At 71.1% G+C, this 26186-nt stretch carries 28 protein-coding genes; 20 read left to right on the top strand and 8 right to left on the bottom strand.

Features of this window, described 5'->3' with window-relative positions; all coding sequences use genetic code 11:
- The first annotated feature begins 66 nt into the window (after positions 1–66).
- Positions 67–519, top strand: a complete 453-nt coding sequence (locus MMF94_RS28270) for a MarR family winged helix-turn-helix transcriptional regulator (protein WP_241040255.1) — start codon at positions 67–69, stop codon at positions 517–519.
- Between the two features lie 90 nt (positions 520–609).
- Positions 610–1368, top strand: coding sequence for a GntR family transcriptional regulator (locus MMF94_RS28275; RefSeq protein ID WP_241040256.1), 759 nt, complete (start codon positions 610–612; stop codon positions 1366–1368).
- Positions 1369–1391: 23 nt separating this feature from the next.
- On the opposite strand, the gene MMF94_RS28280 is transcribed toward MMF94_RS28275, so the two are convergent.
- Complete coding sequence (locus MMF94_RS28280; RefSeq protein WP_241040257.1) at positions 1392–1898, bottom strand: VOC family protein; 507 nt, start codon at positions 1896–1898, stop codon at positions 1392–1394.
- 80 nt (positions 1899–1978) lie between these two features.
- Here MMF94_RS28280 and MMF94_RS28285 point away from each other — a divergent pair, with 80 nt between their 5' ends.
- From MMF94_RS28285 to MMF94_RS28305, 5 genes are all read left to right on the top strand, one after another.
- The gene (locus tag MMF94_RS28285; protein WP_241040258.1) at positions 1979–2536 is read left to right on the top strand and encodes a MarR family winged helix-turn-helix transcriptional regulator; all 558 of its coding nucleotides are present in this window, start codon (positions 1979–1981) and stop codon (positions 2534–2536) included.
- Positions 2537–2597: 61 nt separating this feature from the next.
- Entirely contained in the window at positions 2598–3200 is a 603-nt protein-coding gene (locus tag MMF94_RS28290; RefSeq protein ID WP_241040259.1) for a hypothetical protein, read from the top strand.
- Between the two features lie 35 nt (positions 3201–3235).
- Positions 3236–3970 carry a phosphoglyceromutase gene (locus MMF94_RS28295; RefSeq protein WP_241040260.1) on the top strand — a complete coding sequence of 245 codons (735 nt, stop codon included), beginning with the start codon at positions 3236–3238 and terminating at the stop codon, positions 3968–3970.
- Between the two features lie 153 nt (positions 3971–4123).
- Positions 4124–5329 (top strand): ATP-binding protein, encoded by a 1206-nt coding sequence (locus tag MMF94_RS28300; RefSeq protein WP_277398844.1) that lies wholly within the window; start codon positions 4124–4126, stop codon positions 5327–5329.
- A gap of 14 nt (positions 5330–5343) precedes the next feature.
- Positions 5344–6033 (top strand): response regulator transcription factor, encoded by a 690-nt coding sequence (locus MMF94_RS28305; RefSeq protein WP_241040262.1) that lies wholly within the window; start codon positions 5344–5346, stop codon positions 6031–6033.
- A 62-nt stretch (positions 6034–6095) separates the two neighbouring features.
- Here MMF94_RS28305 and MMF94_RS28310 read toward each other — a convergent pair whose 3' ends face one another.
- The 4 genes from MMF94_RS28310 to MMF94_RS28325 all read right to left on the bottom strand — a co-directional run bounded on the left by MMF94_RS28310 (position 6096) and on the right by MMF94_RS28325 (position 8879).
- The gene (locus MMF94_RS28310; RefSeq protein WP_241040263.1) at positions 6096–6404 is read right to left on the bottom strand and encodes a hypothetical protein; all 309 of its coding nucleotides are present in this window, start codon (positions 6402–6404) and stop codon (positions 6096–6098) included.
- A 134-nt stretch (positions 6405–6538) separates the two neighbouring features.
- On the bottom strand, positions 6539–7903 hold the full coding sequence (locus tag MMF94_RS28315) for an MFS transporter (RefSeq protein WP_241040264.1): 1365 nt from the start codon (positions 7901–7903) through the stop codon (positions 6539–6541).
- A 332-nt stretch (positions 7904–8235) separates the two neighbouring features.
- Positions 8236–8661, bottom strand: a complete 426-nt coding sequence (locus MMF94_RS28320; RefSeq protein WP_379660300.1) for a DUF6941 family protein — start codon at positions 8659–8661, stop codon at positions 8236–8238.
- Positions 8661–8879, bottom strand: coding sequence for a hypothetical protein (locus MMF94_RS28325; RefSeq protein WP_241040266.1), 219 nt, complete (start codon positions 8877–8879; stop codon positions 8661–8663). Before MMF94_RS28325 ends, MMF94_RS28320 begins: the two co-directional genes overlap by 1 nt.
- Positions 8880–9081: 202 nt before the next feature.
- Between MMF94_RS28325 and MMF94_RS28330 the strand changes: the two genes are divergently transcribed.
- The 9 genes from MMF94_RS28330 to MMF94_RS28370 all read left to right on the top strand — a co-directional run bounded on the left by MMF94_RS28330 (position 9082) and on the right by MMF94_RS28370 (position 17377).
- A complete protein-coding gene (locus MMF94_RS28330) occupies positions 9082–10092 on the top strand; it encodes a Ppx/GppA family phosphatase (protein ID WP_241040267.1) in 1011 nt (336 codons plus the stop codon).
- Entirely contained in the window at positions 10089–11618 is a 1530-nt protein-coding gene (locus MMF94_RS28335; RefSeq protein ID WP_241040268.1) for a hypothetical protein, read from the top strand. Before MMF94_RS28330 ends, MMF94_RS28335 begins: the two co-directional genes overlap by 4 nt.
- The gene (locus MMF94_RS28340) at positions 11615–12466 is read left to right on the top strand and encodes a sugar phosphate isomerase/epimerase family protein (RefSeq protein ID WP_241040269.1); all 852 of its coding nucleotides are present in this window, start codon (positions 11615–11617) and stop codon (positions 12464–12466) included. Before MMF94_RS28335 ends, MMF94_RS28340 begins: the two co-directional genes overlap by 4 nt.
- Positions 12467–12600: 134 nt before the next feature.
- Entirely contained in the window at positions 12601–13398 is a 798-nt protein-coding gene (locus tag MMF94_RS28345) for a thioesterase family protein (protein ID WP_241040341.1), read from the top strand.
- A 51-nt stretch (positions 13399–13449) separates the two neighbouring features.
- On the top strand, positions 13450–14262 hold the full coding sequence (proC, locus tag MMF94_RS28350; protein WP_241040270.1) for a pyrroline-5-carboxylate reductase: 813 nt from the start codon (positions 13450–13452) through the stop codon (positions 14260–14262).
- A gap of 224 nt (positions 14263–14486) precedes the next feature.
- Positions 14487–14696 carry a helix-turn-helix domain-containing protein gene (locus MMF94_RS28355; protein ID WP_169399268.1) on the top strand — a complete coding sequence of 70 codons (210 nt, stop codon included), beginning with the start codon at positions 14487–14489 and terminating at the stop codon, positions 14694–14696.
- A 179-nt stretch (positions 14697–14875) separates the two neighbouring features.
- Positions 14876–14977 carry a 30S ribosomal protein bS22 gene (locus MMF94_RS28360; protein WP_010241351.1) on the top strand — a complete coding sequence of 34 codons (102 nt, stop codon included), beginning with the start codon at positions 14876–14878 and terminating at the stop codon, positions 14975–14977.
- A gap of 164 nt (positions 14978–15141) precedes the next feature.
- Positions 15142–16179: an NAD-dependent epimerase/dehydratase family protein gene (locus tag MMF94_RS28365; protein ID WP_241040271.1), complete on the top strand. Its 1038-nt coding sequence runs from the start codon at positions 15142–15144 to the stop codon at positions 16177–16179.
- Positions 16180–16381: 202 nt separating this feature from the next.
- On the top strand, positions 16382–17377 hold the full coding sequence (locus tag MMF94_RS28370; RefSeq protein ID WP_241040272.1) for a lysophospholipid acyltransferase family protein: 996 nt from the start codon (positions 16382–16384) through the stop codon (positions 17375–17377).
- Between the two features lie 23 nt (positions 17378–17400).
- Here MMF94_RS28370 and MMF94_RS28375 read toward each other — a convergent pair whose 3' ends face one another.
- From MMF94_RS28375 to MMF94_RS28385, 3 genes are all read right to left on the bottom strand, one after another.
- The gene (locus MMF94_RS28375; RefSeq protein ID WP_241040342.1) at positions 17401–18282 is read right to left on the bottom strand and encodes an HAD family hydrolase; all 882 of its coding nucleotides are present in this window, start codon (positions 18280–18282) and stop codon (positions 17401–17403) included.
- 224 nt (positions 18283–18506) lie between these two features.
- Entirely contained in the window at positions 18507–20012 is a 1506-nt protein-coding gene (locus tag MMF94_RS28380; RefSeq protein WP_241040273.1) for a DUF5667 domain-containing protein, read from the bottom strand.
- Positions 20013–20199: 187 nt separating this feature from the next.
- On the bottom strand, positions 20200–21003 hold the full coding sequence (locus MMF94_RS28385; RefSeq protein WP_241040274.1) for a sigma-70 family RNA polymerase sigma factor: 804 nt from the start codon (positions 21001–21003) through the stop codon (positions 20200–20202).
- A 444-nt stretch (positions 21004–21447) separates the two neighbouring features.
- On the opposite strand from MMF94_RS28385, the gene MMF94_RS28390 reads away from it, so the two are divergent.
- The 4 genes from MMF94_RS28390 to MMF94_RS28405 all read left to right on the top strand — a co-directional run bounded on the left by MMF94_RS28390 (position 21448) and on the right by MMF94_RS28405 (position 25860).
- Positions 21448–23019 carry an AMP-binding protein gene (locus MMF94_RS28390; protein ID WP_241040275.1) on the top strand — a complete coding sequence of 524 codons (1572 nt, stop codon included), beginning with the start codon at positions 21448–21450 and terminating at the stop codon, positions 23017–23019.
- Positions 23016–23273 (top strand): glutaredoxin family protein, encoded by a 258-nt coding sequence (locus tag MMF94_RS28395; protein WP_379660299.1) that lies wholly within the window; start codon positions 23016–23018, stop codon positions 23271–23273. The genes MMF94_RS28390 and MMF94_RS28395 overlap by 4 nt, the downstream gene beginning before the upstream one ends.
- An 85-nt stretch (positions 23274–23358) precedes the next feature.
- On the top strand, positions 23359–24951 hold the full coding sequence (locus MMF94_RS28400; protein ID WP_338104375.1) for a molybdopterin-dependent oxidoreductase: 1593 nt from the start codon (positions 23359–23361) through the stop codon (positions 24949–24951).
- A 228-nt stretch (positions 24952–25179) separates the two neighbouring features.
- A complete protein-coding gene (locus MMF94_RS28405) occupies positions 25180–25860 on the top strand; it encodes a fasciclin domain-containing protein (protein ID WP_241040276.1) in 681 nt (226 codons plus the stop codon).
- The last annotated feature ends 326 nt before the right edge of the window (positions 25861–26186 follow it).

The raw sequence follows: 26186 nt of genomic DNA on the forward strand, positions 1-26186 counted from the left end.
CCGAATCGCGTCACTCGGGCGGGTGCGGGGTGCCGGAGCCGGGCGCGGCAACATACGGTGGGACGTATGGCGCAGCAGGCACAGATACGGTCCTCACCGATCGACGAGCAGCTGTGCTTCGCCATCTACGCCGCGTCCCGGGCGATGACCGGCTACTACCGCCCCCTGCTGGACGCGATCGGGCTGACCTACCCGCAGTACCTGGTAATGCTCGTGCTCTGGGAGCGAGGGGACGCCACCGTCACGGGGATCGGGCAGGCCCTGCAACTGGAGACGGGCACGCTCTCTCCGCTCCTGCGCAGGCTGGAGACGCTCGGGCTCGTGCGCCGCAACCGCCAGGTCGACGACCATCGTTCCGTTCTGGTGACATTGACGCCCGCGGGCAGTGCGTTGGAGCGCGATGTCATCAGCACGCAGAAGCGCGTGGGGGAGGCCACCGGGCTCAGCCGCGCCGAGAGCGTCGAGCTGCGTGAAGCGCTGCACGGGCTCACCGGTCGCCTCCGCTCGGCTGCAGGCTGACCTCGGGCGTACGGAGACCACTGTGATGAGCACCTACCAACATGCCGCGCGCCGCAACACCTGCCCGCCGTCCGCAACCAGGAGGACGACATGACGGCGCGCACGCTCGACCGCCTCGCCGGCGAGCCCCTGTGGGCTCAGCTGCTGGCCGACCTGCGTCGCCGACTGGAGCGCGACGAGTTCGGCGTGGCCTTCCCCGGCGAGCTCGCTCTGGTGGCCGAGTACGGCGTCAGCCGCCACACCGTGCGCGAGGCGGTGCGGCGGCTGCGGGACGAGGGCCTGGTCATCGCCGGTCGCGGCCGCACTCCGCGCAGGGCCGAGCCCGCGGAGATCGAGCAGCCGCTCGGTGAGATCTTCAGCCTGTTCTCGGCGGTGGAGGCCACCGGTCAGGTGCAGCGCAGCGTCGTGCGCACCCTCGACGTCCGCGCCGACGGCGTGGTCGCGGCCCGGCTCGGGCTGGAGGAGTCGACGCCGCTCGTGCACCTCGAGCGGCTGCGCTTCGCCGATGCCGACCCTCTCGCGGTCGACCGCGTCTGGCTGCCCGAGCGGCTCGCTGCGCCACTGCTGGACGTCGACTTCAGCCGCACCGCGCTCTACACGGTGTACGCAGCCCGGTGCGGCGTGCGCGTGACGGGCGGCAGCGAGCGGGTGCGGGCCGTGGTGCCCAACGAGGCCGAGCGCGAACTGCTCGGCATCGGCGCCGGCGTGGCGGCTTTCGCGATCGACCGGCTCGGCTGCGCGGGCGAGCTGCCCGTCGAGTGGCGGCAGACGCTCGTGCGTGCCGACCGGTTCAGCGTGACCGCGCGCTTCTCCGCGCGGGAGGGCTACCGCATGGGTGGAGGGGTCTGAGCCCGGGCGCTCCTAGCGCGCGTTCAGCTCGCGGTGACCGAGACGCCGATGCCGCCCTGGGTGTCGGCGCCGTATCGCTCGATCTCGGCGTCGATGTCCAGCGCGAGGGTCCCGATCGTCTCGTCGCCGGTGAGCAGGTGGGCCGGTACGAGCCAGCTGACCTCGAACTCGAGGCCGTCGGGGTCGTGGGCGTACAGGGCCTTGGTGGTGCCGTGGTCGGAGGCTCCTACGAGTGAGCCGTGATCAGTGAGCACGGCCGCGATGCGCTTGAGCTCGGTGAGCGTGTCGACTTCCCAGGCGAGGTGGTAGAGCCCCACCGTGCTGCGGCCGGCCTGTGACGCCCCGGCGGAACTCCCGATCACGAAGAGGCCGAGATCGTGGTCGTTCGTCGACCCCTCTGCCTGCAGGAAGCTCGCGCGCCCCGGCATGTTGTGAACGACCCGGAAACCGAGTGCCTCTGTATAGAAGGCCACGCTCCGGTCGAGGTTGCGGACGTAGAGCACGGCGTGGTTGAGACGTTGGACGGGCATCCGGTCCTCCGACGAGTCTGTGTCGAACACGACGGTACGTCAGAAAATGTGAGGGTTCAACTTCTAGGTACCCTGAGGCTGTGGATGGTGACGAGGAGCGCTGGCTGACGCCCGATGAGCTGCAGACGTGGTTGTCCTACGTGGCCACGACCACACTTCTGGAGGCCGCGCTGGATCGGCAGCTGCAGCGCGAGGCGTCGATGTCGCACGCCTACTACCAGATCCTGGCCATGCTCTCGGACTCTCCGCGGCGGACGCTGCGGATGAGCGACCTCGCCGCCGTCACGCAGAGCTCGCAGAGCAGGCTCTCCCATGCCGTGGCCCGGCTCGAGGGCAACGGCTGGATCCGCCGGGTGCCCTGCCTCGACGATCGGCGCAGCACACTCGCCCAGCTCACCGACGAGGGCTTCGCGGCGTTGGCCGAGGCCGCGCCGGGCCACGTCCGGACCGTGCGCGAGCTCATGTTCGACCGCCTGACGCCGGAGCAGGTGTCGCAGCTGCGGGAGATCTGTACCGCCGTGCTCGGCGGGCTCACGGTGGAGCACCGGGGTAAGGCGTTGTTGGAGAGCATCATCGAGCGCTCGGGCGAGGCCGCGGGGAAGGTCGAGCACCCCTGTCCTGGCCCGGGTGTTTCGTAGCCACTGATCCTGTCCGTCCGGCCATGGGTGATCATGTGCCCCTCGGTCGGAAGGGGGCGGTATGTGGGGCACACGCTGCGGCCTGGCGCTGGTGCTGGTGGCGGGAATGGCGCTCGCCGGTTGCTCGACCACTGTTGCGGGCGTCGCCGCTCCCGCGCGGGCGAGCGGCTCGTCGTCCGCCGCCCCGGCCTCGGCGTCGTCGGGCAAGCCCTTCAACGACGCGAAGGGCCGCTTCACGCTCATCCCGCCTGCCAAGTGGGTGATCGACGACAGCGGGGAGCAGGGGACGGCGGCGCTGTTCCTGGAACCCCGGTCGGCGGCCACCGAGGCACGAGGGTTCAGTGCCAACATCAACGTGCTCGTCGTCCCGTCACCGATGGACCTGTCCACCGCCGTCACCGGCGCCCGGCAGGAGCTGACGAGCCTCGACGGCTACGCGTCCACAACCGACGAGTCGCTCGTGCTGCGCGACGGCACGCCTGCACACCTGCTCGGCGGGACGTTCGTCGACCCCGGGTCAGGGCTCGAACTGCGCAACGAGCAGCTGTTCGCCGTGCACGACGGCTCCGCGATCGTGGCGACGGGCACGTCGCTGGCGGACTCCTGGGAGACCTATGAACCCGTGCTCGACACCGCACTCCGGAGCCTGACGGTCGACGCATGAGCCGGTGTCGCCCTGCGCCTGGCAGAGTTGCCGCCATGGGAACACTGGTGCTGCTGCGACACGGCCAGAGCGTCTGGAACGCCGAGAACCTGTTCACCGGGTGGGTGGACGTGCCGCTGTCCGAGACGGGAGAGCAGGAGGCCCGCCGCGGCGGTGAGCTGCTGCGCGAGGCGGATCTGCTGCCCGACGTCGTCCACACCTCCGTGCTCCGCCGGGCGATCTCCACGGCGAACCTCGCCCTCGACGCGTGCGACCGGCACTGGATCCCCGTTCGCCGCGACTGGCGTCTCAACGAGCGGCACTACGGCGCGCTGCAAGGCAAGAACAAGAAGCAGACGCTGGAGGAGTTCGGCGAGGAGCAGTTCATGGAGTGGCGGCGCTCCTACGACGTCCCGCCGCCCCCCATCGAGCTCGGCTCCGAGTTCAGCCAGGACGGCGACGCCCGCTACCACGACATCGAGGTTCCGCGCACGGAGTGCCTCGCCGACGTGGTCGAGCGCTTCCTGCCGTACTGGGAGTCGGCGGTCGTGCCCGACCTGCGGGCCGGCAAGGTCGTGCTGCTCGCCGCGCACGGCAACTCGCTGCGCGCGCTGGTCAAGCACCTCGACGGGATCTCCGACAGCGACATCGTGGGTCTGAACATCCCCACGGGCATCCCGCTGCGCTACGAGCTCGACGACGACCTGCGGCCCACGGAGCCCGGCGGTACGTACCTGGATCCCGAGGCCGCCCTCACGGCCGCCGCGGCGGTGGCGGCGCAGGGGCGCTGAGGCCTGTCCGTTCGCGGCCGCCCTGTGCCGATTCCTGGCTGGGTGAACGCGCTGTGAACTGCGGTCGAAATCTGGCGTTCTGCGACGTCATCAGGATCACGACCTGCACATGAACTGGCCCTGACCGTTGCCGTGCTGCCTACGATGCGGTCTGTGAACCCGCTGGTGTGCGTGGCGATCGCCGTCGGCGCGCTCGTGCTCGGCCTCGTAGTCGGGGCCTGGCTGGCTCGTCGTCGGGCTGTCGCCACCCCGGCCGGCGTTGCACCCTCCCCCGGCCCGCCCATGGCGGACCTCCTCCAGCGGGTGTTCCGCTCGGCCGACGAGGGCCTGGTGGTGCTGAACCGTGGCGGTGAGGTGGTGCTGCACAACGCACGCGCCGTAGAACTCGGGGTCGTCCGTCTCGGTCGTCCCGACTCCCGCGCCGCCGCCGTCTGCCAGCAGGTGCTGGAGTCCGGGGCGTCGATCGCCGTCGACCTGTCACCGCTCGACCACCGCGGACGCCAGCCCGCCGCAGTGCTGGCTCACGTCCGTCCTCTCGGCGAGGGCTTCACCATGGTGGAGGCGGGTGACACGTCCGACGCCGTGCGGCTGGAGGCCACCCGGCGCGACTTCGTGGCCAACGTGAGCCACGAGCTCAAGACGCCGGTTGGGGCGGTCGGGCTGCTGGCCGAGGCCGTGCTCGACGCGGCCGACGACCCGGTCGAGGTGCGCCGTTTCGGCACCAAGATCCTCAACGAGGCCACGCGGCTGGGCAACCTCGTCACGGAGCTGATCGCGCTCTCCCGTCTCACCGGGGCCGAGCGGCTGCCCGAGATGGGCGTCGTCGACGTCGACGAGGTGGTGCGCGAGGCGCTCGCCCGCTCGCGGCTCTCCGCCGAGTCCGCGCATATCGAGATCATCGTGGACAGCCCGACCGGCCTGGAGGTCGAGGGCGACCTGACCTTGCTGGTCACCGCCCTGTCCAACCTCGTCGAGAACGCGATCGCGTACTCGCCGCCCGAGGCGTCGGTGTCGGTCTCACGGCGCCGCGCGGGTGAATGGGTGGAGATCGCCGTCACCGACCGCGGCATCGGCATCGCCCCCGAGCACCAGAAGCGGGTCTTCGAGCGGTTCTTCCGGGTCGACCCGGCGCGGTCACGCGCCACCGGGGGCACCGGGCTCGGTCTCGCGATCGTCAAGCACGTCCTCGCCAACCACGGCGGCGAAGTCCGGCTCTGGAGTAGCCCGGGCACTGGATCGACATTCACCATGCGGCTGCCGGCCCACGCGGAGCCTGACGACGAGTCCGGCGCGGACAGCGCCGGCAGCGCCCCGGCCGACCTCGTCCGGCGGCCAGAACTACCCGATCGAGTCGGGTGAGCTGGGAGGAACCCATGACCAGAGTGCTCATCGTGGAGGACGAGGAGTCCTTCGCGGACCCCCTCGCGTTCCTCCTCCGCAAGGAGGGTTTCACCACCGCCGTGGCAGCCACGGGACAGGACGCGCTCGAGGAGTTCGACCGCAACGGCGCCGACATCGTGCTGCTCGACCTGATGCTCCCCGGCATGAGCGGCACCGATGTCTGCAAGGCGCTGCGCTCCCGTTCCACCGTGCCGGTGATCATGGTGACGGCCCGCGACAGCGAGATCGACAAGGTCGTCGGGCTCGAGCTCGGCGCCGACGACTACGTCACCAAGCCGTACTCGGCCCGCGAGCTCATCGCGCGCGTCCGCGCCGTCCTGCGCCGCGGCGGCGACGGCGTCACCGAGACCGACGGGCTGCCCGGCGTGCTGGAGGCCGGCCCGGTGCGGATGGACGTCGAGCGGCACGTCGTGTCGGTCAACGGCGACGACGTGGCGTTGCCGCTCAAGGAGTTCGACCTGCTCGAGTACCTGCTGCGCAACGTGGGCCGGGTGCTCACCCGCGGCCAGCTGATCGACCGCGTGTGGGGAGCCGACTACGTCGGCGACACCAAGACCCTCGACGTCCACGTCAAGCGGCTGCGGTCGAAGGTCGAGGCCGACCCGTCCGCGCCCAAGCACCTGGTCACCGTGCGGGGGCTGGGCTACAAGTTCGAGAGCTGAAAGCTCGAATGATCACCCCCGGGGCCTCGGGTGAGGCTCCCGGGGGTGTCATGAAGGCACGATCAGTCGGTTTCGGCCAGACGTGGGACCACCACGAGACGATGTAGTGCCTGCGCGGCTCGCAGAGAGCGCTCTGCGTCGTACAGGTGTTGGCGAATGTCGCTACCGGCCGTGCTGTCTTCGTCGTACTGGACGATCTGCAGATTCATGCTCAACTCGTCGAGTTCGTCGAAGCTCACTGCGATGTCCGCCAGCGCTTTGGCCACGTTGGCGCTGAACTCTGTGCGTGCGTGCTCCACTCGCTCCTCGCGATCCGCGAGCTGGTCGGCGAGGCCCGTTGTGGGCTGACCGGTGCTTTCAAGATTCGTCATGCTGCGATCTCCTCCGCCTCGGAGAATGATCATCGCGGATCAAGCACTCTCGCCGAGAAGCGGGACAGCTGCCCGTTCGAGAGCTGACACGCGATCTCCCACCGGCAGGCGTCATGCCGACCCTGCCGGTGGCCTCACGCTGTGCGGCCCCGGAAGCCCAGCTGCCCCCGTGCGAGGGCCGGCGCATCTCGGTGTTCCCGCGCGAGGAGGCCGTCGCTGTAGTCGGCGGTGCGGGTCTCGGCCAGGAACGGCAGGCACACCAGGGAGAGCACCGCGATCCCGATGATGTACCAGGAGATCCCGGTCGTGGAGTGGGTGCCGGCGAGTATGTCGGTGGCCACCAGGGGGCTGATGCCGCCGCCGACGATCCCTGCCACGCCGTAGACGAACGAGGCGCCCGTGTAGCGGTAGCGCACGCGGAACAGTTCGGGACACCAGGCGCCGAGCGGCCCGTAGATCAGGCCGAAGCAGAGCAGCCCGACGACCATCGCGACCCCGATCAGCAGTGGCCGGTGGGTCTGCATCAGCCAGAAGAGCGGGAAGGCCCACACCGCGGACAGCACCGCCGCCGCGATGCACACCGGGCGCCTTCCGACCCGGTCCGAGAGCGCCGCGAATCCGAGCGTCGATGCGGCCATCACCGGTGCCGCCACGATCTCCTCGATCAGCATCGTGGTCTTGTCGATGTGCAGAGTTCCTGTGGCGTAGGACAGGCAGAACGTCGTGATGACGTAGAACAGCATGATCGCCAGCACGAACCCCAGCGTGGCCAGCACGAGCACTCCCGGCTGGCGCCGCCACACCTCGACGAATGGCACGCGAACCCGCTGGCCGGCGTCCAGCGCCGCGCGGAAAACCGGCGTCTCGGCAATTCGGATCCGGATGTAGTAACCGATGACGAGAAGCACGGCCGAGGCCCAGAACGGAATGCGCCAGCCCCACGAGGTGAACGCCGACGGGCTCATGACCGAGCCCATCACCAGGTACAACACGTTCCCGAGCACGAGCCCGATCGCTGGGCCGATCTGCGGATATGCGGAGTACAAGCCCCGGCTGCGCGACGGGGCGTACTCGGTGGCCAGAAGCACAGCGCCACCCCATTCGCCGCCCAGTCCGATGCCTTGCAGGAAACGCAGGACCGCCAGCAGAACCGGCGCCGCCACGCCGATCGAGGCGTAGGAGGGCACGCAGCCGATCAGCACCGTCGACAGCCCCATCAGCAGCAACGAGACGATCAGCATCCGCTTGCGACCCAGCCGGTCGCCGAAATGGCCGAAGATCACCGCGCCGAGCGGACGGGCGATGAATCCCACTGCGAACGTGGCCAGCGCGGCCAGCGTGCCGGCCGTCGCGGAGAACGACGGGAAGAAGAGCGTGCCGAACACCAGCGCGGCCGCGGTTCCGTAGATGTAGAAGTCGTAGAACTCGATCGCCGTGCCGATACAGCTTGCGACCGCGATCCGGCCGCGCGAGGGCGCCCTGGTGGCGACCGCGGTCATGCCGGCCGGGGAGCGTGGAGCGGCCCGTGGCCCCGGTTCTCGAGGTGCTCTCTCGGGTCATCGCTCATTGCTGTGTCCTGTTCCTCCCGGAACCGGTGCAGCGCGCAGAACACGCCGAAGTCCGTGCCTTCTCGCGATACACGCAGATGTCCGAGATTCTCGGATGCGCTCCCTGTCATGGGCCGGGATCGAGTATCAGCCGACCTTCGGCCGGGCCACAGTGGCTGTATCCAAGCTCACGCAGGCGTCGGGCCGCATTCGATCCGGCGCCACGGCATGGCCCGACCGGCACATCGGGTTGCAGTTCCGATTTTCCGGGTTCGGTGGCCCGGCTACTTGCGGCGCACCGTGAACGATTCGCTCACCGTGTGCTCGGCGAGCTCGAGCCGCCATTCGTAGCGGCCGGGTGGCAACGGCATCGGTGGAATGGAGATCGCCAGCACGGCGTCCAGCATGCTGCCCGCGGCGACCCCCGGTGGCCGGCCGGCCTCGATCTCGCCCGCATGTCCGATCGCCAGCTGATTGCCGTCCATTCCCGGCAGAGTGACCTGGTGGCCGTCGGGATCGAGCAGCTTCAGTTCGAGGCGCAGCCTCTGGTTCGCGCGATCCCACGGAATTTTGATCAACAGCGCCACGGCCTGTGGAGCCGTCGGTGAACTGGTGACCGACCAGCCCGCGCCGAGCATGTGCAGCTTCCCGGAATGGTCCGCTACAGCGGCGTCGCAGAGGATCAGCTTGATGTCGAGCGGTGATGCCATCAGTTGGCGCGCCCGATGGCGGCCAGGTTCTTTCCGCCGGGCAGGCCACCGAAGGGCAGTTCCAGGTGCACGTTCTCGGAGTAGGCGGGGGCCGTGGCCGCGCTCGGGCTCGTCGATGCCGTGTACTCGGCCCGGCTTGCGATGAGCCGTGCGAGGTCGCCCCCTGCCTGTGCCGCAGCTGTCCTGTCGTGGTCGTCCATCTCGGGCCCCTCAGCCATGACCACCATCCTGTCCCCACGAACCGGCGATGTCAGCACCCGACGCGCGCAGCGATCAACGCGCGGGTCGATCGAAACCCGACGTCAGACGCATAACCGGGCGTTCGGGCGGCCGGTGGACAGTGGCAGTACGTGATGGTCCGTCGCTGATTGTTACGGGATCGGTCACGGGCATGTCACGGGCGCGCAGTAGCCTGATCACGTGCGCCTTGGTGTGCTCGACGTCGGTTCCAACACCGTCCACCTCCTTGTGGTGGACGCTCACCGCGGTGGGCACCCGACGCCGATGATGTCCGACAAGGTCGAGCTACGGCTCGCCGAGCATCTCGATCCGTCGGGGGCGCTGACCTTGACCGGTGCGCAGGCGCTCGTCCGGGCCGTGCAGCGAGCACGTGCCACTGCGGCGGAGGCGGGGTGCGCCGACCTGCTCGCGTTCGCCACCTCCGCCCTGCGCGACGCCACGAACTCCGTGGCGGTGCTGGCCGAGGTGCGCGAACGCACAGGGGTGGCGCTGGAGATCCTCCCGGGCCCCGACGAGGCCCGCTACACCTTCCTCGCGGTCCGCCGCTGGTACGGCTGGTCGGCCGGGCGGCTGCTCGTGCTCGACATCGGAGGCGGCTCGCTGGAGCTCGCAGCGGGGCTCGACGAGCTGCCCGCTGTCGCCGAGTCGCTGCCGCTGGGCGCCGGGCGGCTCACGCGCGAGTGGTTCCGCAGTGACCCACCACCGCGTACCGAGATCGACCGGCTGCGCGAGCACCTCGACGATCAGCTCGCGCCCGTGGCCCGCAGCCTGCGCGTCGCCGGCGCCCCCGATCTCGCGGTCGGCACGTCCAAGACGTTCCGTTCGCTGGCCCGGCTCACCGGCGCCGCGCCCTCGGGGGCAGGCCCGCGAGCGCGCCGGGTGCTCACCCACGTCGGGCTGCGCCAGCTGTCCGCGTTCATCACGCGGATGTCGTCCGGCGACCTCTCCGAGCTCGACGGCGTGAGCCCCAGCCGGGCCCACCAACTCGTCGCGGGGGCGCTGGTCGCGGAGGCCGCGATGCGGGCTCTGGATGTGGTCCAGCTCGAGCTCTGCCCCTGGGCGTTACGCGAAGGGGTGATCCTCAGAAGGCTGGACACGCTCGATGGAATGGCCCAAACAGACCGCTCGGCGCAGGACGCCCTGAGTGGACTTGGATGCTTGACCTCGTACGAGGCACGGTGTACTGGATGAGTTCCGATACCGACCACCCGCGTCAGCGCACTGTCGCCGAGCTGCTTGCAGCGCATGGCGATTCCGGTGCGACCGGCCGTCGCCGTCGCCGGCGGGCTGCCGACGACGTGCCGGGTGAGGACGACGCGCCGCCGCCCGGCCATGTGACCGGGACGTTCGGGCCGCAGTGGCAACCCACGGCCGAGCCCGACCGGTCCATGCTGCGCGAGCGCGTGCCACCGGCCCAGTCGCCGCCGCTGCGGAAGCCGGAGCGGGAGCCACAGCCGTGGGAGTCGGAGCAGGAGCCGCGTGAGCGGCGGGCGCGCGAGGCGCCGCCGTGGGAGTCGAGCTCACGGGACGCTCCGTCCTGGGAGCCGCAGCCGCGGGAGCCGTTGCCGCGCGAGTCGTGGGAGTCCCGCACCCGGGACGCGCAGCCCCAGAAGCCGCAGCCGCGCGAGCCGCAGCAGCCGCGGATGCGGGAGGCACCGCCCTGGGAGTCGATCAAGCGCGACACACCGCCGTGGGAGTCTCGGCCGCGTGAGCCGCAGCCCTGGGAGGCACAGTCTCCGGGGCCGCAGGCACGCGTGCGCGAACCGCAGCCGCGCGATCCGCTCGGCCTGGACCCGTTGCCGCCGCGCGAGCCCCGTCAGCCGGAAGCCGCTCCGCGCCAGCCCGGGTCGCGCGATCCACTGGCGCGGGAGTTCCCGCCACGCGAGCCCCAGCGCGACAGCCGTCCGCGCGAGGGCGTGACATGGGAGCCCCGGCAGCGTGATCCACTGCCGCCGCCCCGCGTCGACCGTGACTCCGAGCCACGCCAGGCCCCGCCGGTCGTCCGCGATCGGCCTGCGCCGGTGGTGCGCGAACGTCCCACCGAGCTGATCGCACCGGTCCGGGATGCCCGCTCCGGTGTGCTGGACGCCCCGGCACCCGGCCGCGGCGCGCCGCCCCGTCCCGGTGCTCGGCCGGAGTTCGGCGCCGAGGGCGACTCCGGGCCGGCCACCGAGATCGGGATCGCCCCCGCGGGTGCGGAGGCGTGGCACCACGACCGCACGCTCGAGCGGCGCGGGGCCCCCGCCGACGACGGCGGGCCGCCCACCGAGGCAGCCGCGCCGCTGGACTTCGACCACCCGGCCGGCCTCGGTCGCACCGATCGCGAGGACTTCGACGGCGACGCGGACTACCACGGTGAGCTGGAGGACGACCTCGACGACGACCAGGACGGCGAGCCGGACGGTGCCGGCGAGCGGGCCGGGCGGCGGCAGCGCCTGCCCAACCTGGCCGACTCCGCGGGCCAGGTCTGGGCCGCCGTGGTCGCTCAGTGGATCGTCGGCGCGATCGGCGGTGCGGCCCTCTGGGTCGGCTTCCGCTTCCTGTGGCGCGGCCTCCCCGTGGTGGCGCTCGCGGCGGCGGTGCTGGTCACCGCCGGTCTGGTCGTGATCGTGCGGGCCCTGCTGCGCAACAACGACATGCGCACCACCCTGTTCGCAGTTCTGGTGGGCCTGCTCCTCACCGTCTCACCGGCGCTCCTCGTACTCCTCGGGAGATGACACCCGTGCAGTCCGAGGTCCGGCCTGCTGCGCCCGTTGCCCTCTCCAGCGCCTCTGTCTACCCCGAGCGGGCGGCGGCGGCGTTCGAGTTGGCCGCGGAACTCGGATACGACGGCGTCGAGCTGATGGTCTGGACCGACCCGGTGAGCCAGGACGTCGCCGCGATCGACCGGCTCGCCGAGCGCCACGGCGTGCCGGTGCTGGCCGTGCACTCGCCCTGCCTGGCCATCTCACAGCGCGTGTGGCACTCCGACCCGATCGTCCGCATCCGTCGGTCCGTGGCGGCCGCAGCCACTCTCGGGGCGCGCACGGTGGTCGTTCACCCGCCGTTTCGCTGGCAGCGCAAGTACGTGGCTCAGTTCGCCGACGAGGTGGCACGCGCCGGCGAGCATGTCGGCGTCGCACTCGCGGTGGAGAACATGTACCCGGTCATGCGTTCCACCGTGCGCACGGTGCCCTACAGCCCGGGCTACGACCCCACCGACGTCGGGTACGCGCACTACACGCTCGATCTGTCGCACACCGCGGCCGCGGGGTCCGACGCGCTCGCCATGCTGGAGCGGATGGGCAGCGCGCTCACCCACGTCCACCTGGCCGACGGCAGCGGGAGCGCCCGCGACGAGCATCTGGTGCCGGGACGGGGCACCCAGCCCTGCGCCGAGGTCTGCGAGCGGCTCACCGCGAGCGGGTTCGGCGGTGTGGTCGTCGTCGAGGTCAGCACGAGGCGTTGCCGCACGCGCGAGGACCGCACGGAGCTGCTGGCCGAGTCATTGTTGTTCGCGCGGCTGCACCTGCAGCCCACGGCCGGCGCCACGCTGGCGAAGAAGGCCGCGCACACCGGCTGGTAGACAACGTCACATCGCAACCGCTGGGGTCGGGTGCCCTCGCGGTGATAGTCCTGGTAAGTGCATCTTCGCGATCGACATCCTCTCCGCGGTGGCGGTGGGCGGTGACGGCCGGTGCCGACGTCCGCTCGGCGGCCATGCCGTTCAGTGCGGCCACGGCCCTCGAACCTCTCGGCGACGGCCGGTACAAGGCGGAGCTCGGACGAGACTGGTCCTTCGGCCCCAAGGCGCACGGTGGCTTCCTGCTCGCACTGCTCGCGAAGGCCGGGTTGGCCCGGCTCGATGCGGAGACGCCCGGAGCGGCCCCCGACCCACTGTCGGTGTCGGCGGACTTCCTGCGCGCTCCCGATCTCAGCCCCGTGGAACTGAGCACCGAGGTGCTCAAGGTGGGCCGCACCGCGTCGGTGGTGGCGGTCCGGATGATCCAGGACGGCAAAACGATGCTGGCGGCCACGCTGACCGCAGGCCGGCTTCCCGACGACGAACCGCGCTGGGCCGACCTGCCCGACCTGCCCGCCGAACCGCCTGCTGACGCCACCGACCCGAGCGCGGGGGCCGCGTCGAGCTCCCTCCACCATGCATGCGATCTGCGGCTCGACACCCCCACGCTCGCGTACCTCCGCGGGCAGCGGGGCCGGCCGGTGCTCCGCGGCTGGGCCCGTCCTCACGGGGAGCCGACGGACGTCCTTTTCGCCCTCCTGGCCGGCGACATCCTGCCGCCATCGGTGTTCAACCTGGGCGAGTCGGGCTGGGCGCCCACGGTGCAGCTCACGGCCCTCCTGCGGGCCCGTCCCGCCCCGGGGTGGCTGCGTATGGAGGGGCGGTCGAGCGCCGTTGTCGGCCCCTGGTTCGACGAGGACGTCATCGTGATCGACTCGGCGGGCCGGCTCGTCTGCCAGGCGAGACAACTGGCTCTCGCTCCGCTAGCGCGCTGACCGGGAGCGGCCGACGAGGGCGTGCGCGCGGCGCGGGCTACCGTCACGTGCATGACACGGATCGCGGTGCTCGGAGCGGGGAAGATCGGAGAAGCGCTGCTGGCAGGCTTGCTCGCCGCCGGCCACGGCGCCGACCAACTCGTGTTCACCGAGCGACACCCGGAGCGGGCCGAAGAGCTGACCGCGCGTCTCGGAGTACCCGCCGCCGACGTGGCGGCCGCCGCCGAGATCGCCGACATCATCGTCGTGGCCGTCAAACCCCAGGACATCGCGCCCGTCCTCGCCGAGTTGAGGCCTGCTCTGCGACCCGGCACGCTGGTGGTCTCGCTGTGCGCGGGGCTGCCGACCGGGCTCTTCGAAGGCGCGCTGCCGGCAGGCACCCCTGTCGTCCGGGTCATGCCGAACACGCCGATGCTGGTGGGCGAGGCGATGAGCGCCATCTCCCCGGGCAGCCACGCGGCCGACCACCACCTCGCCACGGTGGAGAAGCTGCTCACGTCCGTGGGAAGGGTCGTTCGCGTGCCGGAGTCGCAGCAGGATGCCGTCACGGCGCTGTCCGGCTCCGGGCCTGCGTACTTCTTCTTCCTCGTCGAGGCGATGATCGACGCCGGGATCCTGCTCGGCCTGCCAAGGGCGGTGGCGGCCGACCTGATCATCCAGTCGGCGTTCGGGGCAGCCCGCATGCTGCGCGAGTCCGACGACCACCCGGTGATCCTCCGCGAGGCCGTCACCTCACCGGCAGGCACGACGATCGCGGCCATCCGGGAGCTCGAGCGGCACGGGGTGCGGGCGGCGCTCATCGCGGCGATCGAGGCGGCGCGCGACCGGTCGGTCGAGCTGGGCAGGGCGGCGGAGCAAGGCTGATCATCCCTCCGTGGGGCTGCGGCCGGGCGGTGCTGACCCTTCGGACGGGCACTAGGCCCGAACGGCCTAGTGAGGTCACCCTGACGCGGGGCTGAATTCCGCCCCGGAGTGCCCTGGGGGTGTCGAAGCCGTCACAAGGGCACCGCTAAGCTCACGGGGAACATCTGGAGCCGTACCCGGCCGCAGCCGGGGACGTCCGGTGCGACCACGAAAGCGGTGATCGGATGCCGTCCGAGCCCCCTGAGATCCACCTCGCGCAGGTGCAATTCCTGACGGTGGCCGAGGTCGCGGCGATGATGCGGGTCTCGAAGATGACGGTGTACCGCCTGGTGCACGGTGGGGACCTGCCTGCCGCACGTGTCGGCCGCTCGTTCCGGGTGCCCAAGCGCGCGGTCGAGGAGTACCTCCGCACCGCGTACTTCGACGCGGGTTGAGGACGCAGTAGAGCTGACGTACGGCTGGCGGGCGCAAAGCGGTGTCAACTGCCCGGTAGAGTGGGCGCCCGGTCATCGCCCGGCCAGACGCGCGCCCGTCGCGCGGTAGCCGTCCGGGCACACCGCACACATCAGTGGCCCTTCTCGGGCCGCGCCACGACCAGGAAGGGTCGCCACGCATGGGTTCAGTCATCAAGAAGCGCCGCAAGCGGATGTCGAAGAAGAAGCACCGCAAGCTTCTGCGCAAGACCCGCGTGCAGCGTCGCAAGCTCGGCAAGTGATCGCAGCGGCCGGCGCATGTGTCGCCGGCCGCGCCGCGGTTCACCCGCTGGTGGTGCGATTGTCGCCCGCACCGGTGTGCCCGCTCACCTCGCGCCCTTTGGAGCCCCCGGGGGTCTAGCATCGGTCACTCGATGCATCCGATCGCAAGCCTGGGGTAGAGCCGATGACGCCATCCGTCGTGCTCGTCACCGGGGTCAGCCGTTTTCTGGGTGGTCACCTTGCCGCCCGTCTCGCGGCCAACCCCGCTATCGAGCGGGTTCTCGCCGTCGATACCGTGCCGCCCCCGCGAGATCTGCTGCGCCGGATGGGGCGTGCCGAGTTCGTACGCGCCGACATCCGTAACCCGCTGATCTCGAAGGTCATCTCCCAAGCCTCGGTCGACACCGTCGTCCACGCATCGCTCTCGGCCAACCCCGGCTCGTCCGGCGGCCGCACGACGATGAAGGAGATGAACGTCATCGGCACGATGCAGCTTCTCGCTGCGTGCCAGAAGGCGCCCACGGTGCAGCGGATGGTGCTCAAGTCCACCACCGCCGTGTACGGCTCGAGCCCGCGCGACCCCGCGATCTTCGACGAGTCGATGACGCCGAAGGACCTCCCGTCCGGCGGCTACGCGAAGGACGCCGCGGAGATCGAGGGCTATCTGCGTGGGTTCGCTCGTCGCCGTCCTGACGTGTCGGTCACTGTCCTGCGGTTCACCAACTTCATCGGGCCCCGCATCGACACCGTGTTCACCCGCTACTTCTCGCTGCCCGCCGTCCCCACCGTTCTCGGCTACGACGCGCGGGTACAGCTGCTCCACGAAGAGGACGCTCTCGCCGTGCTCGAACGAGCGGCCAGCGAGGACATCCCCGGCGTCTTCAACGTGGCCGCCGACGGCGTGCTGCTGTTGTCGCAGGCCATCCGCAGGGCCGGCCGCATCCCCGTCCCCGTTCCGAGCCCCGCGGTCGGGCCCGTCAGCCGTGTCTTCCGCAGCGCGCGGCTGGTCGACTTCTCACCGGAGCAGATGCGGCTGCTGAACTTCGGCCGCGTGGTCGACAACAGCAGGCTCAAGCACCAGTTCGGGTTCAGCCCGCGCTGGACCACTGGCCAGGCCTTCGACGACTACGTGCGTGGTCGCGCGCTCCGCCCCGTGCTGGGTCCGAAGCAGGTCGAGGCGCTCGAGCGACGGGTACTCGCCGCTGCGAGGACTCTGCGATGAGGGAGCGGGCGTGGTGGGGGAGTGCGATGAGGGAGCGTGCGAGCGAATCAGTGTCACAGCGCCTGCGCGCAGCGCCGACCGAGCGCAGCGAGGGAGTGCGATGAGCGAGGACATAGCGATGACACAGCGGCGCAGGTCGGCCCGGCGTGAGGGATTTCCGCCGCCGGGTACTCGCGCCAAGGCATCCGCAGGGGAGGGAGCCGTGTCCGAGGCCCGCATCATCCCGCTGCACGCCACCGACGACGAGGTGATTCCGCGGTGGCGCCCCGGCGAGTCCAGCGGTCGTTCCGCCGCCGCTGCGGATGACGACGCGGATCTCGGTCTGCCGCGCGAGCCGGACGCCGAGCCCGAACTGGCAGCCTGGGAGGAGGCGCTCGGCGAGACGCTCGCGTTCCTCCGGCGCCGGCTCTCCGGTGACTACGCGGTCGACGACTTCGGCTTCGACGCCGACCTCACCGACAACCTGTTGCTCCCTGCCTTGCGGCCGCTGTACCAGAAGTGGTTCCGCGTGGAGACGATCGGCATGCGGAACGTGCCGGACATCGGTGGTGCGCTGGTGGTGGCCAACCACTCGGGCACGTTGCCGCTCGACGCGCTGATGACGGCTGTGGCCCTGCACGACGACCACCCGGCCCGCCGCCACCTGCGGATGCTGGGCGCAGATCTGATGTTCCGGTTTCCCGTGGCCGGATCGCTCGCCCGCAAGCAGGGCAGCACCCTGGCGTGCTCGCCGGACGCGGAGCGTCTGATGTCCTCGGGCGAGCTCGTCGGTGTGTGGCCGGAGGGCTTCAAGGGCATCGGCAAGCCGTTCCGGGACAGGTACAAGCTGCAGCGGTTCGGCCGCGGCGGCTTCGTGTCGGCCGCGCTCCGCACAGGCGTGCCGATCGTGCCGTGCTCGATCGTCGGCGCCGAGGAGATCTACCCCAAGATCGGCGACGTGAAGCCGCTGGCCCGGCTTTTCGGAGCTCCGTACTTCCCGGTGACGCCGCTCTTCCCGCTGCTCGGCCCGCTCGGCCTGATCCCGCTCCCGTCGAAGTGGTACATCGAGTTCGGCGAGCCGATCCCGACCGACACGATCGATCCCGCTGATGCCGACGATCCGATGACGGTGTTCAACCTGACCGACCAGGTGCGCGAGACGATCCAGCACACCCTCTACCGGCTCCTGAGCCAGCGCCGCAACGCCTTCCTCGGCTAGTGCCGAGGAAACGACACTAGGGATCAGCGCTTGCGGGCCGCGAGACCCGCCGCCACGGCCCCGGCGATGGCACCGACACCGATCACCGACGGCACACCGATGCGCGCTGCCTTGCGGCCCGTACGGAAGTCGCGGATCTGCCAGCCACGTTCCTTCGCGACGTCCCGCAGCTCCGAGTCGGGGTTGACGGCGACGGCCGTGCCGACGGCCGAGAGCATCGGCACGTCGTTGACCGAGTCGGAGTAAGCCGTGCAGCGGCGCAGGTCGAGACCTTCCGTGACGGCGAGCGCGCGTACCGCATGCGCCTTCGCCGGACCGTGCAGGATCTCGCCGACGAGACGCCCGGTGTAGATCCCGTCGACGCTCTCGGCCACCGTGCCGAGAGCGCCGGTGAGCCCGAGCCTTCGCGCGATAATCAACGCGAGTTCGACGGGTGTGGCCGTGACGAGCCAGACCCGCTGTCCGGCGTCGAGGTGCATCTGGGCCAGTGCCCGCGTGCCGGCCCAGATCCGGTCGGCCATCAGTTCGTCGTAGATCTCCTCGCCCAGCTCGGTGATCTCCGAGACCGCACGCCCGGCGACGAACGACAGCGCGGTGTCGCGGCCGGTGGTGGTGGAGTACGCCGTCTCGCGGCCGCCCACCCGGAACTTGAGCTGCTGCCACGCGAAACCGGCGAGGTCGGCGGTGGTGAAGAACTTCCGAGCGGCGAGCCCGCGCGCGAAATGGAAGATCGATGCGCCGACCATCATCGTGTTGTCGACGTCGAAGAACGCGGCCGCGGTGAGGTCGGTGAGTGGAACGTCGGGCGGGAGGCCGTCGCCTGCCGCAACAGCGGCCGCAGCCGCCGCCTCGCCTGCGCGCACCGCGGGATCGGCCGAGTGGGCGGCCTCGAGCACGCCGGCCATCTCAGCGGCACCAGCCAGTTCACCGGAACCGATGGGCGAGAGGGGCTCGTCGGGTTCGTCTTCTGCAACCACGTGCGAGGCCTCCGGGTGCGGTTCGGGTCCCTCCCCAGCCTACTGGGCGGGTCCGGTCGGACAGTGCGTATCGGGCGGCGGGACCGACGACGAGACCGCCGCAGAGGGTCTCTCCGCGGCGGTCTCGTGGGTGTCTCCGGTTGTTCGGCAGGTCAGCCGATGGTGATTCCCGGCATGCCCGGAAGCAGCGGGGGCAGCGTGACCGGGGGCAGCAGCCGCGGCATGCCCGGCGGCGCCGGCTTGTCATCGTCGTCGCCGTTGCCGCTTTCCGGGTTGCGCGACCGTGTGGCCGTGGACGTGTCGTCCCCGTCCGACCCCTCGTTCGAGTCATTGTCGAACAGGTTGCCGTCGGAATCGAGATCAGGCAGCAGCGAGGGCGGCTCGTCGGCCCCGGGCGTCTGCGTTACGTCGCTGGTGGGGTCGTCGCTCTCGCCCGGGGTGGTCGAGGACGGGTCCTGATCGGTCTGGTTGCGCCCGTTGCCACCGGTGGTGTCCGTCTCCGGGGCGTCCGAGTCGTGCGGCCGTGGGGCGCACGCGCCCGCGGCGGGCAGCGGACCGAGGTCGTCGGTGCCGGAGGTGACCTCCGAGCAGGACGAACGCGCGGTCAGCGCCGTTGTGCGTCCGACGAGCCGATCGAGCAGCTTGATGGCGCCTTCGGCATCGGCGGCCGCCGTGTCGGGTAGGGCAGGTCGCAGCGTGGTGAGCCGGTCCGCCTCTTGGGAAGCCCAGCTCCGCAGGTCACCGAGAGCGGCGGTGTCGGCGGTGCTGCTCTCGTCGGCCTTGAGCAGGAGTCGTGAACCCTCGCCTGCAGCAGCGTCGAACTCCTGGATCGCCGACGCGTACACGTCGGGGGCGACGGGCGCCTGTGGAGTGCGATCGACCAGCTTCTGCACCTCGTCGAGCCGGGTGGTGGCGATGTCGAGGTGGCGCCGGGCCTTGGCCGATTCGTCGAACGTGAGGGCGAGGCCTGCGGACTCGGCCACCCGCTTCAGCGCGTAGAGGTTGTCGCCGGGAAGCGCGTCGCGGCTGGCGAAGACGCCGCCGCCTGCGATGGCGAGCAGCATGACCAGCGCTGCCGAACCCACGAACACCGCCCTGCGGCGAAGACCGCTGCCTGCCGGAGTGGTGGCAGGGCCGCGCGAGCCGCGGGTGCGGCCGGCGGGCCTGCTCACGGTGCGCCGCGAGCTGTGCCGTCCGGGCCGGGCTGCCGGTGTGGTCGGTGGCGTCCCCTCGGTCGTTGCGGGCTCGGTCGTCGTCGCCTCGACCGTGGTGCCGCCGCCCTCGTCGCCGCGCCCGGTGTAGGCCGGCAGCTTGCTGGTGACGGCGGAGGCGTTGACGCCCTCCTGTCGGGCCGGGAAGGACGGCTCGTTGATGCGGCCGAGCGGAGCGGTCTGCTCCTCGGCCGACGGTGGTGGCACCGGCGGCTGGGGGCCTCTCGGCCTCCGGTCACCCTGCTCTGCGGCGAGCACCGCCATGAGCCGCTGCTTCGCGCGCGCCTTGGCGTCCGGGTCCGGCGCGAAGGCCGCCCCTCGGGATCGCAGCATCGCCACGATCTCCAGCTCGCGGGCGAGGTCGCCGTCACCCGCGAAGCCGGGGGGTGTCCCCTGCTCCACGGCGGCGGCGAACCGCTCTGCGTCCTTGCCCTGTCCGGCGGGCATGTTGGCCGTCCTCACTGCATCCCTGCGCTGTCAGTCTGCGCGCCGTGGTGGTGCGTCGTGGCGCGACGTTCAGCTGTACAACGAGCCCGCGCCCGGCCGGTTACGGGAGCGGGACCGTTCACCGCATTGAGTCGTTCATTCGCCGCACCCGTAACAACCCGGATGACTTGTGCGATATCGCGCCCACTCATCGGATGCCTTCCGGTAGCAGCTGGGCGAGTCTGCGGACCGCGCGGTGCTGGAGCGCTTTCACGGCCCCTTCGTTGCGATCCATGATCTCGGCCGTCTCGGCCACAGAGAGGCCCTGCAGGAACCGGAGCTGGATGCATTCCTGCTGGTCAGGGTTGAGCTTCTTGACGCAGCGCAGCAGCTCGTCGTTGGTGGCGCCGTCCAGCACCTGCTGCTCGGGCCCGCTGGTGCTGGGCGAGAGCTCGATGATCTCGTTGGTGGTCTGCTCCAGCCGGTACCGGCTGGACTTCACGTGATCGAAGATCAGGTTGCGGGCGATCGTGACGAACCACGCACCGATGTCCCGGCCTTGGTAGCTCACCGAGCTGATGCGGCGCAGGGCCCGGACGAACGTCTCCTGGGTGATGTCCTCGGCGAGGCTGCGATCGCCCATCCGGAAGAGGACGTAGCGGAAGACGACCTCGTAGTACCGGTCGAACAGCTCACCGAAGGCGACCATGTCGCCGTTCTGGGACGCCTTGACCAGTGCCCAGGCCCCGGTCTCGTCGGGATGCCCGTAGGACTCGGCTGACTGCGCTGACTGCGCGCTCGCGGTCACGGAATGGTCCGAGCCGTCGGTGTCGTCGGAACCATCGGTGCGCTCGCCGGGGCCAGCGGGGTGCCCGGAGGGTGCGAGGAGCGCACCGGCCGAGCCGGGCTCGGAGGTGTACGGCCGCTGCCTGGGGAGCGGTGGGCCGTCAGGGGGAGCAGGGCGCGGCGGCCTGCGGGGCGCGCCGACGCGGGGAGCGGTGGTCGGGGGCATTTCTACCTCTCCAGCCGCCGGGGGACGGGCGGTCTCAGTGGGGAGCAACCGGGGCTGACGCGAGAACCGGGTCATGACTCCCGGCTGGTCCTGCAGCCGTGACTGACAGGACGCCGCGGGACACCCCGCGGTGTGCTGGCGGCAACGGTTCGCATGCCACTCCCTTGGGTGAGTCTCGCGGCGATCACTGAGTATCGGAACGTCGAGTCGGGTGTAGCGGCGGAGCATACGACCGGCAAAGTGGGGCGAAGCAGGCACCACCGCTTGCCGTGGCTACGTTCCGGTGAGTGGACGACTACCGGCGGTCAGCGTCACTGGTCGCTGCGTGTCGGTCAGGGGCAAGGGTTGCGCGTTTGCGATGAGCGTCGTCACGGCCGCGCCGCGCGGTTCGTGCCAGACTTCGCCGCAGGCTCCCCCGCCCACAGCGCCGACCCCTGGAGAACCGTGTACAGCCCGACCAACCGCCGAGAGGAGCGGGCGCCTGCCCACGTCGCCGATCTGGTGACCCGGGCGGCGGCCCGAGTGCCCAAGCACCCCGCGATCGTGGACGTGACCAGCGGAATCACCATGACGTGGGCCGAGTTGGACGGTGCCGTATCCGCGGAGGCCGCCCGTCTGCGCGATGCCGGGGTCGCCGCGGGTGATCGGGTGCTCGTCCGGCTCGGCAACGAAGCGGGTTTCTGCGTGGCGCTGCTCGGTGCGCTGCGCGCCGGAGCCGTGACCGTGCCGTTCGGCCCGATCGGCGTGGCCAGGGAGCTCGAGATCGTGCTCGCCGACTGCAGACCTGCCGTCGTGGTGGCTGCGGAGGGTGACGACACCGCGCGGACCTGTGCCGCTGCCACGGGCGCCACGGTGATCGCTCCGCCCGACCTCGGGGCGCGGGCCGAGGCTCCCGCTGCCGGTGCAGGCGGCGACGGGGAGGAGATCGCCCTCCTCGTCTACACATCGGGCACCACTGGCAGCCCGCGCGGCGTCCGGCTCTCGCACCGCGCGCTGCTCGCAAACCGGGAGCAGACTGCCGCGCTGCGGCCCTCACCGGTCATCCCTGTGGACCGCGTGCTGCTCTCGCTCCCGCTGTTCCACATCTTCGGACTGGCCGCGGGCCTCCTGCAGGTCTGCTGGGCGGGCGCCACCCTCGTGCTCGTCGAGCGGTTCGATCCCGACCACGTCGCCGACGTGCTCGTCGAGCAGCGGGTGAGCGTGCTCGCGGGCGTGCCCTCGATGTTCCGGGCGCTTCTCGACCTCCCGCCGGACGAGCTGCGTGCGGTCAGCGCCGGCATCCGGCTATGCACGTCGGGCGGCGCGCCGCTGCCCGCCGAGTGGTTCGCGGACTTCCGGTCGGCCACCGGCCTGACGATCGTGGAGGGGTACGGCCTCACCGAGGGAGGGCCCGTGCTGACCACCACGGCGGCCGACGGCGGCGGGAAGCCCGGTTCGGTGGGGAGCCCGCTGCCCGGCGTCGAGCTGCGGCTCGTCGACAAGGACGGCGTGCCGCTCGACGGTGAACCCGAACCCGACCTCGGCGACCTCGACGACCTCGATCTGGACCACTTCGACACCCACGACACAGGTTTGGTCGCCGTGCGGGGGCCGAACCTGTTCTCCGGGTACTGGCCCGACGGTGCGGGTGGCCCGGACGAGGAGGGCTGGTTCCGCACCGCCGACGTCGGCTTCTTCGACGCCGAGGGCGACCTGGTCCTCGTCGACCGTTCGTCCGATGTCGTGGTCGTCAACGGCTTCAACGTCTACCCGCGCGAGGTGGAGCAGGTGCTCGAGGAGCTCTCGGGCGTGGCGGAGGGCGCGGTCGTCGGGGTGCCGCACGACGTCACCGGCGAAGAGGTCAAGGCGGTCGTGGTGCTGGCCCAGGGCGCCGAGCTCACCGAGGAGGACGTGCGCGCCCACTGCGCCGAGCGCCTGGCCCGGTTCAAGGTCCCCACGGTCATCGAGTTCGTCGACGCGCTTCCGCGGACCCCCACCGGCAAGGTGGCCAGGCGGCAGCTGGCGGGTCAGTCGTGACGGCGGCGGACGGGACCGCGGTGCCGAAGGTCGTGCTGTACACGCGGGAGGGGTGCACGGCCTGTGCCGCGGCCGAGGCCGACGTGGCCCGGATCTGCGGCGAGCTCGGCCACAGCTGGGCCGCCGTCGACGTCGACTCCGACGCGGAGCTGTGCGCCGAGTACGGCGACCGGGTGCCGGTGATCGTGATCGACGGCAAGGAACACGGGTTCTGGAGGGTCGAGGAGGCGCGCTTCCGCGCCGCGCTGTCCTGAGTGGAGCTGCGTGACCGCAGGACCGTCCGCGAATCGTCATGATTCGGGCGGGCCATCCACCAGCTCGCAGCGCCACACTTCCCTTGTGAGCACGACGACCACGGTGCCGCACCGGTCGGCCAGGCCGACCGGCGCCGGTATCCCGCGCGGCTACTCCGTGCTCGTCGGCGTGCTGGCCGTCGCGGCGGCGATCTGCATCGGACATCTGGTGGCCGGCCTCGTCTCGCCCACGTCATCCCCATATCTGGCGGTCGGGGACACGGTGATCCGCTACGCGCCCCAGCCCGTCACCGAGTTCGCGAAGACCGCCTTCGGCACCTCGGACAAGGCCGTTCTGCTGAGCGTCATGGGGGTGATCCTGCTGGCCGTGGCGGCGGCAGCGGGCCTGATCTCGCGGCGCAGCCGCACCCCGGGTGTGCGCGTGGTCATGGTGCTGGGCGTGCTCGGGCTCCTCGCCGTGGTCACTGCGCCTGTCTTCTCCCCGCTCGACGTCCTCGCTCCGCTGGCGTCGATGGCCGCCGGTGTCGGTGTGTTCCGGCTGCTGCACAACCTCGCTCTGTCGCTCGACGATCCGCCGGCCTCGTCCGGGCCGACGGCCGGGGTGTCGCGCCGGGCGCTCCTCATCGGGTGCTCCGCCGCCATGGGTGCCGTCTCGATCGGAGCGGGCATCGGTGGCCAGGTGCTCGGCCGTGGTGTCGCCGAATCCCGGCAAGCCGTCACCGCTTCACTCGCGAGGCTCCGGCCGGCCCAGCCCGCTCCCGCGATCCCGCCGGACGCGGCCTTCCCACAGCTGGGCACCCCGACCTTCCTCACGGCGCCCGCGGACTTCTACCGGATCGACGTGGCGCTGCGGCTCCCGCGGCTGCTCGCCGAGGACTGGTCGATGCGCATCCACGGGATGGTCGCCAACGAGCTCACGCTGCGGTTCCAGGATCTGCTCGACCGGCCGCTGGTCGAGCGCACGATCACGATGACATGCGTCTCGAACCCGGTCGGGGGCGACCTGATCTCGACGGCGAACTTCATCGGTGTCGACCTGCGTGACCTCCTGCTGGAGGCGGGCGTCCGGCCGGGCGCCGACCAGCTGCTCAGCACCAGCACGGACGGCTTCACGGTCGGCACGCCCATGTCCGTGCTGCTGGAGGAGGGCCGGGGCGCGCTGCTCGCGATCGGCATGAACGGCGAGGCCCTGCCACAGGAGCACGGCTTCCCGGTGCGCATGGTCGTCCCCGGCCTCTACGGCTATGTGTCGGCGACGAAGTGGGTCACCGACATGGAGGCAACGACGTTCGCCGGCCGGAGCAGCTACTGGGTCGACCGCGGGTGGGCCGAGCTGGGGCCGATCAAGACCGAGGCGCGGATCGACGCCCCGCGCTCGTCCGCGTCCGTGCCGGGCGGGAGGGTGACGCTGGCCGGCATCGCCTGGTCGCAGCCGAGGGGGATCAGCAAGGTCGAGATCCGGGTGGACGGCGGTGCGTGGCAGGAGGCCGAGCTCGCGGCCGACGTCGGCGGGGACACCTGGCGGATGTGGCGCGCCGACGTGGTCCTCGCACCGGGCAGCCACACCGCACAGGCCCGGGCCACCGACGCCGACGGCAACATCCAGACGGAGACCGTCGCCGACACGGTGCCGGACGGGGCGACGGGATGGCCCGCCACGACCTTCAGCGTCACCTGAGCCGGATCCGGGTCCTCGATGGCAGGCAGCTCTGCGGTGGCGATCTGCCGTCGGCCGCGCCTTTCCTGCCGCTCGGCCGATTCGGCCGCCGCGCGCCGGGTGACGCGCGATGGGGGAGGCGCTGTGCCGTGACGGCAGCGTGACGCGCAGGATGTGAACCACATTCGGCGAAGCAGAACGTGGTGGCGACGCGTCCGGGGCGACCGGAGTGCCCGAGGAGGAACATCCGTGCGACAGACCCGGCGCCTGGCAGCACTCGCAGCGATGACGGTCCTGGCCGTGGCGCTGGCAGGTTGCAGCGCCTCCGAGGTGCCGCCCACGCCCGCTCCGACCAGCGCTCCGGACGCCGCCGCACCGACGTCCGGCGTGGCCACGGCCGACGACGGCGTGACCACCGTGGACGAGGCGTTCGGTCCGGGATGCAGCACGCTGCCGCAGGGGGACGCGCCGGGTTCGGCGGCCGCCATGGCGGGCCTGCCCGTGGCTGCAGCCGTCGGCTCCAACCCGTCGCTCACCACGCTGGCTCGCGCGATCTCCGCGGTGCCCGGCCTGGCCGAGACGCTGAACGCGCAGCAGGACGTCACCCTGTTCGCCCCGTCCAACGCCGCGTTCGACGCGACGAGATCCGCGCTCGGTGACGAGGCCTACAACGCGCTGATGGACGACCCGCAGCAGCTCAGCACGCTGCTCTCCTACCACGTCGTCGCACAGCGATTCGACGCCGCAGGGCTCGTGCGGGCCGGGACGACCACGGAGCTCACGGGTGGTGAGATCACCATCGGCGGCACCGCCGAGGCCCCGACGCTGACCGGCGGCGACGGCACGCAGGCCACGGTGCTGTGCGGTGATCTCCCCACGAAGAACGCCACGTTGTTCGTGATCGACAAGGTTCTGCGGCCGGCCGGTTGACGGCCCGGTGCTGCCCGGTTTGACCTCGCGGAACGCGACCGATCCCGTCTCGTCGCGGGCTCCGCTCGGCGGCCCTTTCCGGATGTTGCGCACGATGAGCGGGCGTCGTGGGGCGACTACCGGTCGTGACGTGCCGAACACCCACCCGAGCACGACCAGGTTCAAGATCGCAACTTTGTGCGTGCCTTCACAAGCGACTACCGTGTATTCCAGTCGCCGTCAACGCCCGATCCCGGGGTACTCGGCCGGGTGCATCGGCCCGTGGGTGTGTGGTTCGGTCGCCCGAGTACGCAGCAGGAAATCCGAGTACAGCACCATCGAGGAGA

The sequence above is a fragment of the Pseudonocardia alaniniphila genome, assembly GCF_022524485.1.
Lineage (GTDB): Bacteria > Actinomycetota > Actinomycetes > Mycobacteriales > Pseudonocardiaceae > Pseudonocardia > Pseudonocardia alaniniphila.